Here is a 14,586-nt window from a genome sequence, read left to right as displayed (position 1 = left end):
GTAAAGAAAAAACAATAAATTTGCAGATTATAGATATTTTAATGAATAAAACAGCAGAAAAGCAAGCGCTAATAGATAAAATTGTAGAGGCTATCCAAGACGTAAAAGGTGAAGATATTATGATTTTCGACCTTTCAAAAATTGAAAATTCTGTAGCAGAAACTTTCATCATTTGTAGTGGAAACTCTAATACTCAGGTATCTGCATTAGCGGGAAGCGTAGAGAAAAAAGTAAGAAACGATCTAAAAGACAGACCTTGGCATGTAGAGGGTACCGAAAACTCAATGTGGGTTTTGGTAGATTATGTGACGGTAGTTGTTCATATTTTCCAAAGAGAAACTCGTGAGTATTATGATATTGAGGAGCTTTGGGGAGATGCGGCAATTACAAAAATCGAAAGTGAGTATTAAATTTTAAAAAGTATAAATGAACAATAAAGGATTTAACTGGTTTTTTCCGATTGCGATCATAGCTCTTTTGTTATTTTTTATCCCTAATTTTTTAGGTGATAGCAGTGCAAAGACGATTGATGAAGATGGGTTCTTCAAAGAAATGCAAGCGGGAAAAGTACAGAATATTTTAATTTATAAAGATACTGAGAAAGCCGATGTATTTCTTACAAAGGCGGCAAAAACGGCAACGGTGGATAAAACCAAAGAAAACGATCCGCTTTCTGCATTTTCAATGTCTCCCAAAGCAGATTTTACTGTAAAATATGGTGATCTTCAGCTTTTTCTTCAAAAATTTGACCAGGTAAAAGCCACTAATCCAGCAATAACAACAAGTAAAGATTACGGTGCAGGTAAAAGTCCTTTCATGGATATTTTGGTTTCTGCATTAATCTGGATTGCTATTTTAGGATTATTCTATTTCCTTCTTTTCAGAAAGATGGGCGGTGGAGGAGGTCCTGGCGGACAAATTTTCTCTATCGGAAAGTCTAAAGCAAAACTTTTCGACGAAAAAGAAAGAATTCAGGTGACATTTAAAGATGTCGCAGGATTGGAAGGTGCTAAAGAAGAGGTTCAGGAAGTTGTAGATTTCTTGAAAAACTCAGAAAAATATACAAAATTAGGAGGTAAAATTCCTAAAGGTGTACTTTTAGTAGGACCTCCGGGAACGGGTAAAACGTTATTGGCGAAAGCAGTAGCGGGTGAAGCTAAAGTTCCATTCTTCTCACTTTCAGGATCAGATTTCGTAGAAATGTTTGTAGGAGTAGGTGCGTCAAGAGTAAGAGATCTTTTTGCTCAGGCTAAAGCTAAATCTCCTGCTATCATCTTTATCGATGAGATTGATGCTATTGGACGTGCAAGAGGAAAGAATAATTTCTCCGGCGGAAACGACGAAAGAGAAAATACATTGAACCAGCTTCTTACAGAAATGGATGGTTTCGGAACAGATGTTAACGTCATCGTTATGGCTGCAACCAACAGAGCAGATATCTTGGATAAAGCTTTGATGAGAGCAGGACGTTTTGACCGTTCAATTTATGTAGACCTTCCGGAATTACATGAAAGAAGACAGATTCTTGATGTTCATTTGCAGAAAATCAAGCTTGATGAGAATGTAGACAGAGACTTTTTGGCTAAACAAACACCTGGTTTTAGTGGAGCAGATATTGCCAATTTATGTAATGAAGCAGCTTTAATTGCAGCTAGAAATGATCATAGTTCGGTTACAAAACAGGATTTCCTTGATGCAGTAGACAGAATCATCGGTGGTCTTGAAAAGAAAAACATGGCAATTAAACCATCTGAAAAGAGAAGAGTTGCTTTCCATGAAGCGGGACACGCTACAATAAGCTGGTTGGTTGAGCATGCAGCTCCTCTGTTAAAGGTAACAATCGTCCCAAGAGGGCAGTCTTTAGGTGCTGCCTGGTATTTGCCGGAAGAAAGACAGTTGACTACAACACAGCAAATGCTTGATGAAATGTGTGCAACTTTAGGTGGTAGAGCAGCAGAGCAGGTTATATTTAATAATATTTCTACGGGAGCATTGTCTGACTTAGAGAAAGTGACAAAACGAGCTCAAGCTATGGTAACGATCTATGGTTTAAGTGAAAATATTGGTAATATTTCTTACTATGACAGCTCAGGTCAATCTGAATATAATTTTAATAAACCTTATTCAGAAGAAACAGCTACAAAAATTGATGCGGAGATAAAATCACTTATCGAAAATCAATATGATAGAGCAATTCAAATCTTAACAGAGAATAAAGATAAATTAGATGCTCTTGCCAATAAACTTTTAGAAAAAGAAGTAATCTTCCGTGAAGATTTGGAAGACGTATTCGGGAAAAGAGCTTGGGATCCGGAATTAACGGAGAAGCCGGTAACCAATACAATCGCTGATAAAGCTCCGGACGAAGAGATCATCATCAGAGGAAAAGAAAGTGAAGGTGAAACGCTGGCTCCTGAAAGCCCGACCCAACTTTAATTATTTCTTTTAAATTAAATAACTTAAAACCTGACAGTTCCAAAATTGTCAGGTTTTTTCATATTTATCGGCATGTTTTTGGATTTCTATCTAATTAATTTTATATTTTTGTATAAACTTGACTAAAAATAGATCACATTGAATTTATTCAAGAAACTTGTAAACAAACTTACCAATCAGCCTGAAGAAAATGATATTCAGAGTCTGGAAAAATTAGGAGATTCGTTGAAAAATGCGGATCTCGACTATAAGTTTGCCCAATTGTTTACCCATTCCGGAGGTTTTTTTAATTATTGTGCAGATGAAGCAGAAGCGCTTCAGACATTGAATCAAATTATCAAGATTGAAGCAATCAGCAATATTTTTTGTTGGGATAAAGATCTTCAGAACTTTTTGAATGTCGTAAAATCTCCTTACACTTCAGAAATGAAGGGTGAAAATGACGCAGCATTTATAACCTGTGAATATCTTATCGCTTATGACGGAAGAATTATGCTTTCTCATAACAATATTCTTCATTATCATTCTTCTAGGATGCCGAATAAAATTATTATTATGGCAAATGTTTCTCAGATTGTAAATAACCTGAATGATGCCATGGGGAAAATCAAAAGAAACGGAAATATCAAAAATCTTACGTCAATCAGCGGGGGACATTCGAAGCTCGATCCGTCTTCCAATACCAATACAAAACTGTTTTTATTGTTGCTTGAAGATTAAGCATCAACTTTTAAAATTAAAATCTTGGACAAAAATCTCATTCAAAGAACCTTATCAGGAATTGTTTACGTAGCAATCATTATTCTTTGTACGACTCCGCTTGGAGCACAATTAATCAACGGTATTTCGCCCGATCTTGTGAAGCAGGAATATTTATATTATGGTTTAATTACGCTTTTGCTGGGTGTCGGTTCTTGGGAATGTTTTAAAATAATGAACTTCGGAAATGGCTATGAAAAATGGGTTGTTTTTCCGTTAATTATTTTTGTTTTCTATATTTTTTCCAAAAGATTTTTTCAGCACGGATTTTATTTTGATTTCAGGATAAGTGAAATTCTCGCAATGGCTTTGATTCTCATAGCTGTTATTACTTTGTTTAAATTTGCCAGTGAATTGTATTTCGACAGTGGAAAACTTATTTTTACGGTTATTTACGTAGCATTACCTTTCAGCTTTGCATTGGGATTACCTAAGTTTTCTTCATTTGACAATAAATTTTCATTAGAAGTTCTTTTCTTATTTATTTTAATTTGGAGCAGCGATACGTTTGCTTATTTAACAGGGAAATTCTTTGGAAAACATAAAATGGCTCCTAAAATTTCGCCAAAAAAAACTTGGGAAGGATATATCGGTGGAGTAGTGTTAACATTAATTTTAGCTTATTTCATTGAACAATATCATCCGGATCTTAGAGGAAATTGGATTGTTGTTGGTTTTTTAGTCGCTGCATTCGCTCCTGTAGGAGATTTGGTGGAAAGCCAGCTGAAAAGAAATTTCGGGGTAAAAGACAGCGGAAACATCATTCCGGGGCACGGTGGAGTATTAGATCGTCTCGACAGTTTTTTAATTGTCGTTCCTGTCGTATATTTGTACTTTATTTTAGAAAAATTCATTTAATCTCATGAAACTACACAAAGAATCGAAAGGAACGATTACCGTTGCTACCATCGCACTTATCGTGATTGGAGCGTTGGCTATTTATTTTCTTGAAATGTGGTCTTTATTGATCATCCTGCCTTTATTGGTAATTTACAGCTTAGTATTTTGGTTCTTCAGAGTGCCGGAACGTGATATTTTAGATCACAAAGAAAACGTAATAGCTCCGGTAGACGGGAAAGTGGTGATGATAAAAGAAGTTGAAGAAGACGAATTCATCAAAGGAAAAGCCATTCAGGTTTCTATTTTTATGTCTCCGTTGAATGTTCATATTTGCAGATATCCGGTTTCAGGAAAAGTAATTTATAAAAAATATCATCCGGGAAAATATTTGGTTGCATGGCACGAAAAGTCATCAACAGAAAATGAAAGAACAACGGTTGCGGTAGAAAGTTTGACCAATCATAAAGTGGTCTTTAGACAAATTGCAGGTTACGTGGCAAGAAGAATTGTTTTCTATTGTAATGAAGGCGATCAGGCAAAAGCGGGGCATGAGTTTGGCTTCATCAAATTCGGTTCAAGAATGGATGTTTTCCTGCCTTTAGATACTGAAATCGTTTGTAAAATCGGTGATATTACAAAAGGTGGAATGGATGTTATCGCAAAGATGAAAGAATAAGATTTACATTAAAAATATTTTAAAGACTGTTTCGAAAGAAATGGTCTTTTTTATTATTTAAGATAACCTTTTACCTCATTAATCAGTTTCAGAATAAACTCCACAGGTTAAATCCTCTTCCATATTAATTAAAAGGATTTTAAACTTCTTTCTGCCTTCCTGAAGCAATTCCGGATAGTCTAATCTGTCGCCGTGGTAAAAACTTATGTAATGTTTCTTGTGTTTTTTGCTGAAATACAAATAACACAGCATTTTCTTTTTGTACTTAAAAAACGGTAATCCAAAACTCAACGTTTCTGTAATATTTTCGGTGTCGGATTCTAAGATCTTTTTCCGCAAAAAAAGAAGAGTACTTCTATCAGGCTCTTCAATTCTGTAGAAATACTCTTGTATGGGATTCATTTTAAATAGAATTTAAAATAGTTTCGTTTTTTAGTCAAAATTTTGAAGCTCGACTAATTTCTGATAGGTTCCTTTTTTAGCTATAAGTTCATGGTGAGTACCTTGTTCTACAATATCGCCTTTTTCCATAACAACGATCCAGTCTGCTTTTTGGATGGTTGAAAGTCGGTGAGCAATCACCAAAGAAGTTCTGTTTTCCATCATTTTTTCTAAGGCATCCTGAACAAATCTTTCAGATTCTGTATCTAGTGCTGAAGTTGCTTCATCCAAAATCATGATCGGCGGGTTTTTCAATACCGCTCTCGCAATGGAAACTCTTTGTTTCTGACCTCCGGAAAGCTTTCCGCCATCATCTCCAATGTTGGATTCATAACCATTTGGGAGGTTGGTGATAAATGAATCGGCATTGGCAATTTTTGCGGCAGCAATTACTTCTTCTCTCGTTGCATCAGGTTTACCCATTAAAATATTATTGTAAACCGTATCATTGAACAAAACTGATTCCTGAGTTACCATACCCAGTAATTGACGGTATTCTTTTAGTTTTAAATGCTTAATATCAATTCCGTCAATTAAAACTTCTCCTTCGGAAACATCGTAAAAACGTGCTAACAGATTGGCGATTGTTGTTTTTCCGCTACCACTTTGTCCTACTAAAGCCACCGTTTTTCCTTTTGGTATCGTAAGACTGAAGTTTTTCAGAATTAAATTAGATTTATCGTAATAAAAACCAATATTTTTGAATTCTATTTGCTTTTCAAGAGTAGAAATTGAAACAGGCTCTGCAACTTCATCGATTTTTACATCTGCTTCAAGAATTTCCAATACTCTGTGTAGAGAAGCTTCTCCTTTCTGCACATTAGAGATCGATGATGATAAGCTTTTTACAGGAGGTAAAATTTGGAAGAACATTCCTAAGAATACTAAAAAGTCTTCCGGTGCAATACTTTGGTCTACAATAATTTGTTTACCGCCATACCACGCAATAATTAAGAAAGTAATAGATCCTAAAAATTCGCTTATTGGGGAAGCCAGTTCCTTTTTTCTGCCTAATCTGATTGAACTGTTAATCCATCTCTGCATAGAACCCATAAACCGGCTATCCATGATTTTCTCTGCACTGAAAATCTTAATTACTTTTGAAGATTTTAAGGTTTCATCAACAATAGAAAAGATAGTTCCCATTTCGTTCTGCGCTTCATGAGAATCTTTTTTAAGACTTTTCCCGATCAAAGCGATCATAGTTCCCATTACCGGTAAAACTAAAAGAGAAAAAAGCGTTAATTCTGAACTTAACCAAAAAAGACTTATTAATGTACTGATTAACATAAACGGAGCATTAATCAACTCGACTAAGCTGCCTAAAATATTACCTTCTACCTCACCAACATCATTAGACATACGAGACATCATATCGCCTTTTCTGCTTTCTGTGAAAAATGAAACAGGTAAAGCTAACACTTTGCGATACATTGCCCCACGAAGATCTTTGGTCACTCCCACACGATAATTAATTAAGAGAAAAGAACCTAAATATCTGAAAAGGTTTCTTAATAAAAACATAAATGCAGTAATTATGCAAAGCCAGGCTAAAACATTCAAAGTGCCATGAGCATCAACCAATGTCTGGATATAGTAATTAGAGTATGATTTTAAGTATGGAAATAAATCTACAAGATCTCCGGAATATACGGGTGCAGATTTGAATTCTTCACGTTTAATAGTGCCGAAAAGCATTCCCAAAACAGGTAAAATTGTTCCTAATGAAGCAATCTGAAATACAGAATATAAAATATTGAAGAATAAACTCCCGTAGATATATTTCTGGTGTGGTCTGGCGAACTTTAGTATTTTTTTATATTCGTTCATTCAATGAAAAATTGGATAGCAAAATTACGTAATTTAAATGATAAGACGTTTTTTCTTGTCTTTTTACTTTGCTTAATAGGTTTGAATTTAGTGAGGTTTGTTACAAATATTTCTCATTTATCTATTGCTAAATATAATACCACGACTTTTGGCGCACTGAAATAATAGTTTTGTCTTATCAAAAGTGAAATTGCTAATCCAAAATAATATGAGAAATGAATAATAATGATTTTGATAAGAGCGATCCTGAGCAGTTGAAACTTTTATCTGTTCTTGAAACAAGTAAAAGTTTTCTATTTAATCAAAAACTAAGTGAAGTTGGAAACATTGAAAGTCTGCAAAGAAAATCTAACAGGCTATGAAGACATAAGCAGAGAAAATTGGGCACAAATAAGAGGCAAAAGTACACAGCAAACAACATTGGAAGATTTTTTTGGAAATGAGAATTTGAATGTGGAACAATTAATTAAGGATTTAGAAAATGGATCCACATACTTTATATCTAATAAGTTTGATTTTACCAGATATAATACTTCAGGAGATGTACTGAAAGAATTTAAAAAAGGAAAAGAAATACCTCCAATTGTAAAGGCTGATAATCTACTTGTAAGGGACAATAACTATACAGTTGAAGTTGTTCCGCTTTCTGAAAGACAAAAGATAAACTCTAAAGAATTGACCAATATATCTGAAGACTTGTTCTTGGATTCTTTAAGAAAGTCTCTTATAATCAATACAAGTGTGGATTATATAACAAAAAATAAATATACCCATACAATTAGGATAGATATTAATGAGAAGAATATTATATATGAATTTTATATTTATTACTCTCAAGCTGATTTCGTTCAAAGTAATAGTCATCCAACTTCTGTTGAAACAACGGTAAATATTGAGGATAAGTATAAAGCTATTGGTTTAAGAACAGATTCATATAACACCTTATTGAAATTTATAAATAGAGTTTATGGTGCAATAGTCTATAACAATTACAAGTTGATTTTGTTTAAAAGATTTGAACAATTAGCAAATAGTCTTGATACTATTGAACAGTTGAAGTTTTTTTATGATAAAGCACCAGATTTTATTATTAGCGGTTTTGATGTAAATGGTGAAAATCTGAAATTATCTGATGAAATTTTATGGAAACACCTTATGCAGTTATGGATTATGATGATAAACTGAATTCAGAAGATAAAAAAAATGCAACAATGTGGTCTCTTCCTGTTCAGGATTTTAGAGATGAAAGTTCTTACGCAATCAGAATTCTTACAGGAATAAAAGGAAGTTTCATTTTGAATAAACTACTTCCTGATCCTGAATTGGTTTCAGGGATTTACTCAAATATGGATGGACAAAGCGAATATAAAGGAAGAGCTTTTGTTATGAATGGATTATCAAATTCTTATGGAAACTGGATTGATAATAAAACCATATTTGTTGCAATCGTTACTGCACATCTTCAGGATCATGAACAGGATTCCGAAATAAAAATACCATATACCGAAAATATTGAAACTGATTTTTTTCAGGGTACGGATTTAGTTAATAAAGAAACAAATTATCAAATTGAATATTCATTGAATAGTCATATTTTTTATAAAGAATCTGGTGAACATAAGAACAAGATTTATCTTGAAAACAGCATGAAAGAGTGGATTCCCTATGGTGAGGCTAACACGGATATTGGTGTTCAAACTATCGGGGAATGGAGTGATGAAGTAACATTTACAGAAGCTTATTACAACCCCTTAGAAATAGTTACTTTTTCTCAATATATGGATCATAATGATATTGAAACAGGTGATGTACTTGAAAATTGTATCATTAGTAATGTTCCTGCTTTATTTGTAAAGCATGCTAGTGATTTGAAAGAATGGCAAAAAGTACATCAAATGGTTCGTATTGGGACGGATGTTCTGATGATCTTGGGAAGCATTGCAACTATAGAATCTGGAGCTAGTGGAATGATTTTATATGCTGCGGTTGCTGATTTAGGCTTGGCTACTGCAGACATTACTATACAAGGCGGTTTAAGAAATGGTTTAGAGAAAACAAGAGAAGGACGTGAGTTTTTAGAAGAGTGGGACAATTTTTATAATATTGCGACTTTTGCCACTGTTGGACCAGTAATTGTGAAAGCAATCGAAAAAAAGATTCCACAAATTATAGAGAAGGCAATTCCGATTTTTCATTCATTTAAGTTACAAGCATTACCAGCGGAAAAGTTTTCGAATATATTATTGAAATCTGTATATTCGTTAAGTATAAAAGGTTTTTGTAAATCAGGGTTACAACTTATAAAGTACAGAAAATGTGCGTTTGAATTAGGGCAATTATATAAGGGAGCATTTCGTTTGCAGGATGCAGGTCTTCTTTTTATTAAAAATATAAAAGGTGATGTATCTACAATTTATAGAGGAATTGTATTAAAGTCTGGAAGTAGAGAAGAAGTTGGAAATTTTATTAATAAGATTTTAAAGAAATCTAGAAATAATAAAAAGAAAATTGGAAAAGTATTAGACGAAATTGTTCAATTTGATAATGTCGCTAAAAATTTAAATGCTATTCGTCTTACAGAACTTGAGCTAAATGAATGGATTCAAATCATCCGAAAATTAGGCGGTGAAGTGAGGTATAATACTGAAAGTGCAAAAATGATAAAGTATTTTAAGCAAAGAAGAGTTGGGGCTTGTTTTGATGGTTGGGGATACCCTCCAACTATTTGGATAAGAAAAGATGTTACAGATTTAGAAATGTTTCATGAATGTATGCATTTTGAGGACTTTTTGAGAAGAGGAAGAAAGAATTATCTAACGGGTGAACAAATTATAGAAATCCCTAAAGATAGAATGCTAGAGGAATTTGAAAAGTTATTACTTACAAAAAGAGTCTCGGAAAAAGATCAATTGATAAGTACTTATATTAAAGAAAAATATGTGTATGATAAGATTGTTGAAGAGCAAAATAGATGGATTGATGTCTATGGCTATGGAAGATTTACACCACAAGAAATGAGACAAAGTGAAAGTTATTTGAAGGAATTTGAAAATTTATGTAAAGCTGAAGGTATTGAGATAGATAAAATAATTTTAAAAAATTAGTATGATAACAGATAAAGAACAAATTCAATATAACGCAGGTAAAAAAGTTATAGAAAAATTACAAACTATAGATTTCCCAATATCTAAAATTAACTCTCGTTACGAGGTTAAAAGTACATTAAGAGATGGATCGATAAAAGATGTAGTTGTTATTAGCTTAAAAGATGCAACTATTGGTAACTATTTTCACATTTATGTAGATGCCATTAACTTAAATCTACTTTACGTATTAGGTCCCCACCAATATATTGAAATAAACGATTTTTTTAGCTAAGTATTATATGTTAACAGATAAAGAGATGCTAGAAATAGCCAATAAATATATTAAGGAACTTGAGCAGCAAACGAATATGGAACTTGAAATTCCGAAAGATTTTGTAAGGAAAAGTTATGGAAATATTTATGACTATGTTGGGAAAAATCGCCGTTTAGCAGGAAATGCTCCTTTTTTGGTTGAAAATATGACGGGAAAAATTGTAGTCTTTGGAACATCAGAAGATGATAACTATTATATTAGGGAGTATGAAGCTGGAAGATGGCCGAAAATTTCTATGAAAAAATCGTAAAAATTTTATGCTTACGGAAAAAGAATTAATAAAACTTGCCAATGATTATGTTACATGTTTTGAAGATGAAGTAGGAGAAGCTTTAGTCGTTCCAGATGAACTTATGATAAAAAAATCTTATGGAATATACTTCAGATACCATTCTAAAATTTATTATGAAACCAAAGATCCAATTCATAAATTATTAGGAAATGGCCCTTTTTTAGTCGAAAATAAGACGGGAAAAATAATTGAATTCGGAACAGCTCATAATATTGAGTTTTATATACAAGAGTACGAAGCTGGAAGATACTCTGGATAAAAGTAAAACCGCCAAATAGGCGGTTTTACATATTTAAAATCTCACTTTCTCATTATATTTCGGAGCAAAATTCTTCGGCGTTAATTTCTCTAACGTTTTTCCGAAGTTATTAATGATCTGCGTCATATTATCAAAATCAACAATATTTACATCATCACTTTCATTATGATAATGTGTAGCTTTCGTCATATCAACGGTTGAAAACGAGTGGGCAATAATTTTCTTTTTTACAAAACTTACGTTATCTGAACGGTAAAATAACTGCTGGGCTGCGTACGGATCAGGATTTACTTTTAAACCATTTGCTGCATTTTGATTGAATAATTCATCCAGATCAGAAAACTCATCACCGGTCATGAATAAAGCATTTTTACCGAAAGCAGATTCTGTAGCCACCATTTCAAAATTGAAAAGAGCAGTCATATTATTATAAATTTTATCTAAGCTCGGATCTTTAGAAATAGCTTTTGAGCCCAACATTCCTTTCTCTTCACCATTAAAGGCGATAAAAACCATTGAGAAATCAGGCGTTTTATTTTTAAAATAATCTGCAATTCCTACGAGAGTTGTGATTCCACTTGCGTCATCATCTGCACCGTTGTAAACATTGTCTTTTGGGTTTTTACTCATTCCGATATGATCGAAATGTCCTGAAAAACCTAGATATTTATCAGTTTTACCTTTCTTAACTCCACAAACATTATATACTGTTTTTCCTTTATAATCAAATGGAACCAAATAAGAATTTCCCGTACAATATTCTAAATTATTTTCTTTAAAAAGAGTGGAAATATAATTAGCAGCGTTGTCGTTTTCTGGAGTTCCGATTTCACGACCTTTCATTTCGTCTGATGCCAACGTTGAGATTACGGTTTTTACTCTTTCTTTTGAAACTTCCTGTGCAAACGTAAATACAGATAACAGAGAAAAAGTAAGATAAGTCAGTTTTTTCATTTTGATTACAATTTATGGATAATCAGTCGCAGGTTAAAGAGAAATGTTGCAATTCATGTTAATTAAATTTTTCATTTTTACTAAATAAGAAGGTGTTTTGTAATATTTAAAAGATAAATTTATAATCAAAATAAAAAACAGCTCCCAAAAGGAAGCTGTTCTTACTCAAAAAATCGTTGTAAGGCTATCGAAGTCTGTCTACAGATTTTACGAGCCTTTCATCTTTCTTGATATATATGTTTGCTATAAACAAACAGATAATCGCAAGTAATGAAAAAATCGGCTCAATACCCTTCTCAGGAAACTGAATTCCTCCGGATAATTTTAGTAACCAATACGTCAATACACCAATCAACAAAGCGTTTATAATGATGCTGATGTTATTCAGCAAAATTTGTCTTTTTCTGTTTTTAAAGCTGAATACACTTAGTAATCCAACCAAAACAAGTGCAATACAACCGATATTAAGTACGGGAATGCTGTCTGAAATAACAACATCTTCTCCTGTAATAAAAAGGAATGCAGCAGCCAAAACTGCTAAAAAAGTCCATATAGTTTGTATTCTTTGTAGCATCGAATATTTAATTCTTAGCAAAAGTAGCATAAATTTTGCACAATTCAAAAATAAGTGTAGATTTGCATTATACAAATGTACTTGAAAACAACAGTCACCCGACTTACTTTTCTTACTTACAATTAATTACATTTTTACTTAAATATGTTTAACATTGAAACGTTAAGGTCAAAATCCGTAACGGAACTGACTAAAATCTTAAAGGATTTGGGCGTTAAAGTTGCAAGAAACAGCACTGAAAATGACAAAATCTTTGCAGTTCTTGATTTTCAGGCTTCAAATCCCAAAGTGGCAAAAGATTATTTCAACACCACAGAACCTAATATGAATGCGGATGAACCACAAGCAGAAAAACCTGCGAAGGCTCCTGCTAAAAAAGCGGCTCCGAAAAAACCTGCAGCTAAATCCAAAGCAGAAGTAAAACCTGCAGCGGAAACAAAGCCAAAGGCTGAAGCAGAAGTTAAAGCACCAGTTTCTGAAGAGGTAAAACCTGAAGAAATAAAAGCAGAACCGGCAGCTCAGGAAAGGACAAATTCTTCGGCACAGGCAAAGCAAAAAAGACAAAGAGTTTTACCCGTCAATAAAGGAAACGCAGAAAATCCACAAGAAAGGACAGAAGCTCAGAAAAACACAGAATCTCAGGAATCTTCTCAGGCAGAAGAAAAACCGAACAACCCTCAACAACAGCCTCAGACTAGACCTCAAAGAGGACAACAGCAGCAACAACATTCGCAAAACAGCGGAAATCAGCATAGAAATCAAAATCAAAACCCGAATCAGAACCAGCATTCTAACCAAAATCAGAATAGACAGCAACAGCAGCATTCTGACAGACAGGAAGAACACCACGAGCAGAAAAAAGAATTCAGCTTCGACGGAATGGTAAGCATTGAAGGTGTTTTGGAAATTCTACCGGATAACTACGGATTTTTACGGTCGTCAGATTTCAGTTATATTTCATCACCGGATGACGTGTATGTTTCTACAGCTCAGATCAGAAATTACAGTTTGAAAACAGGAGATACGGTAAGAGGAATCGTAAGACTTCCAAAAGAGGGAGAAAAATATTTCTCTTTATTAAAACCGATTGAAGTTAACGGACGTGATTTAGCTTTCATTAAAGACCGTGTTGCTTTTGAATATCTTACGCCACTTTTCCCTGAAGAGAAATTTAATCTATCCGGAAGTAATTCTACAATGGCAACAAGAATTGTAGATTTAATTGCACCCATCGGTAAAGGACAGAGAGCAATGATTGTTGCCCAGCCAAAAACAGGTAAAACAATGTTGTTGAAAGATATTGCCAATTCTATCGCTGCCAATCACCCTGAAGTTTATATGATGGTTCTTTTGATCGACGAACGTCCGGAAGAAGTTACCGATATGGAGAGAAGTGTGAATGCAGAAGTTATTGCGTCTACATTTGACGAAGCAGCAGATAAACACGTGAAAGTTGCCAACCTTGTTTTAGCAAAAGCTCAAAGAATGGTAGAATGCGGTCATGATGTTGTGATTTTATTAGACTCTATTACAAGATTAGCGAGAGCTTACAATACAGTAACTCCAGCTTCCGGTAAAGTGTTATCAGGTGGTGTGGATGCAAATGCGCTTCACAAACCGAAAAGATTCTTTGGAGCAGCGAGAAAAATTGAAAATGGCGGATCTTTAACGATTATTGCAACCGCTCTTATCGATACTGGTTCTAAAATGGACGAAGTAATCTTTGAGGAATTCAAAGGAACAGGTAATATGGAACTTCAGTTAGACAGAAAAATCGCCAACAGAAGAATTTATCCTGCTATTGATTTGGTAGGTTCAAGCACTCGTAGAGATGATCTTCTTTTAGATGAAGTGACTTCTCAGAGAATGTGGATTCTAAGAAAATACCTTGCTGAAATGAATCCTATAGAAGCAATGGAATTTGTCAATAAAAACATCAAAGGAACTTTGAATAACGAAGAATTCCTGATGTCTATGAATAGATAATTTAATTTAATATTGTTACATAGAAAGCACAGGTATTTTTGTCTGTGCTTTTTTGTTTTTATTCCGTCTAAACTTTTATTTTTTTGATTGAATAAATTCTGAATGCAATAATCAATGTT

At 33.6% G+C, this 14,586-nt stretch carries 15 protein-coding genes; 11 read left to right on the top strand and 4 right to left on the bottom strand.

Going from position 1 to position 14,586, the window contains the following annotated elements; translation table 11 throughout:
* Window positions 1–41 precede the first annotated feature (41 nt).
* From rsfS to ASG22_RS13000, 5 genes are all read left to right on the top strand, one after another.
* Entirely contained in the window at window positions 42–410 is a 369-nt protein-coding gene (gene rsfS / locus ASG22_RS13020; protein ID WP_055985239.1) for a ribosome silencing factor, read from the top strand.
* 16 nt (window positions 411–426) lie between these two features.
* Window positions 427–2,436 carry an ATP-dependent zinc metalloprotease FtsH gene (gene ftsH / locus ASG22_RS13015; RefSeq protein WP_055985236.1) on the top strand — a complete coding sequence of 670 codons (2,010 nt, stop codon included), beginning with the start codon at window positions 427–429 and terminating at the stop codon, window positions 2,434–2,436.
* Between the two features lie 138 nt (window positions 2,437–2,574).
* Window positions 2,575–3,156, top strand: coding sequence for an LUD domain-containing protein (locus tag ASG22_RS13010; RefSeq protein WP_055985233.1), 582 nt, complete (start codon window positions 2,575–2,577; stop codon window positions 3,154–3,156).
* Between the two features lie 24 nt (window positions 3,157–3,180).
* Window positions 3,181–4,053 carry a phosphatidate cytidylyltransferase gene (locus ASG22_RS13005; protein WP_055985231.1) on the top strand — a complete coding sequence of 291 codons (873 nt, stop codon included), beginning with the start codon at window positions 3,181–3,183 and terminating at the stop codon, window positions 4,051–4,053.
* Between the two features lie 4 nt (window positions 4,054–4,057).
* Window positions 4,058–4,711, top strand: coding sequence for a phosphatidylserine decarboxylase family protein (locus ASG22_RS13000; RefSeq protein ID WP_055985227.1), 654 nt, complete (start codon window positions 4,058–4,060; stop codon window positions 4,709–4,711).
* Between the two features lie 78 nt (window positions 4,712–4,789).
* On the opposite strand, the gene ASG22_RS12995 is transcribed toward ASG22_RS13000, so the two are convergent.
* On the bottom strand, window positions 4,790–5,113 hold the full coding sequence (locus ASG22_RS12995; RefSeq protein WP_238586915.1) for a DUF1801 domain-containing protein: 324 nt from the start codon (window positions 5,111–5,113) through the stop codon (window positions 4,790–4,792).
* 30 nt (window positions 5,114–5,143) lie between these two features.
* Window positions 5,144–6,982 carry an ABC transporter ATP-binding protein gene (locus ASG22_RS12990; RefSeq protein ID WP_055985226.1) on the bottom strand — a complete coding sequence of 613 codons (1,839 nt, stop codon included), beginning with the start codon at window positions 6,980–6,982 and terminating at the stop codon, window positions 5,144–5,146.
* A gap of 318 nt (window positions 6,983–7,300) precedes the next feature.
* Here ASG22_RS12990 and ASG22_RS12985 point away from each other — a divergent pair, with 318 nt between their 5' ends.
* Genes ASG22_RS12985 through ASG22_RS12965 form a run of 5 tightly spaced genes read left to right on the top strand, consistent with a single transcriptional unit; the run spans window position 7,301 to window position 10,953 of the window.
* Complete coding sequence (locus tag ASG22_RS12985) at window positions 7,301–8,167, top strand: hypothetical protein (protein ID WP_131726197.1); 867 nt, start codon at window positions 7,301–7,303, stop codon at window positions 8,165–8,167.
* Window positions 8,125–10,086 (top strand): hypothetical protein, encoded by a 1,962-nt coding sequence (locus tag ASG22_RS12980; protein ID WP_055985220.1) that lies wholly within the window; start codon window positions 8,125–8,127, stop codon window positions 10,084–10,086. The genes ASG22_RS12985 and ASG22_RS12980 overlap by 43 nt, the downstream gene beginning before the upstream one ends.
* A gap of 1 nt (window position 10,087) precedes the next feature.
* Window positions 10,088–10,360: a hypothetical protein gene (locus ASG22_RS12975; protein ID WP_055985218.1), complete on the top strand. Its 273-nt coding sequence runs from the start codon at window positions 10,088–10,090 to the stop codon at window positions 10,358–10,360.
* 25 nt (window positions 10,361–10,385) lie between these two features.
* Window positions 10,386–10,652, top strand: coding sequence for a hypothetical protein (locus tag ASG22_RS12970; protein WP_131726196.1), 267 nt, complete (start codon window positions 10,386–10,388; stop codon window positions 10,650–10,652).
* 7 nt (window positions 10,653–10,659) lie between these two features.
* Window positions 10,660–10,953, top strand: a complete 294-nt coding sequence (locus ASG22_RS12965) for a hypothetical protein (RefSeq protein ID WP_055985212.1) — start codon at window positions 10,660–10,662, stop codon at window positions 10,951–10,953.
* Window positions 10,954–10,986: 33 nt separating this feature from the next.
* Here ASG22_RS12965 and ASG22_RS12960 read toward each other — a convergent pair whose 3' ends face one another.
* On the bottom strand, window positions 10,987–11,907 hold the full coding sequence (locus tag ASG22_RS12960) for a M28 family peptidase (protein WP_055985209.1): 921 nt from the start codon (window positions 11,905–11,907) through the stop codon (window positions 10,987–10,989).
* A gap of 184 nt (window positions 11,908–12,091) precedes the next feature.
* Window positions 12,092–12,481 (bottom strand): DUF4293 family protein, encoded by a 390-nt coding sequence (locus tag ASG22_RS12955; RefSeq protein ID WP_055985206.1) that lies wholly within the window; start codon window positions 12,479–12,481, stop codon window positions 12,092–12,094.
* 144 nt (window positions 12,482–12,625) lie between these two features.
* Between ASG22_RS12955 and rho the strand changes: the two genes are divergently transcribed.
* Window positions 12,626–14,467 (top strand): transcription termination factor Rho, encoded by a 1,842-nt coding sequence (gene rho, locus ASG22_RS12950; protein WP_055985205.1) that lies wholly within the window; start codon window positions 12,626–12,628, stop codon window positions 14,465–14,467.
* Window positions 14,468–14,586: the final 119 nt, after the last annotated feature.

This window comes from Chryseobacterium sp. Leaf405 (assembly GCF_001425355.1).
GTDB lineage: Bacteria > Bacteroidota > Bacteroidia > Flavobacteriales > Weeksellaceae > Chryseobacterium.
The sequence above is the reverse complement of the archived record's forward strand: the minus strand, read 5'-3'. Positions and strand labels throughout refer to the sequence as shown.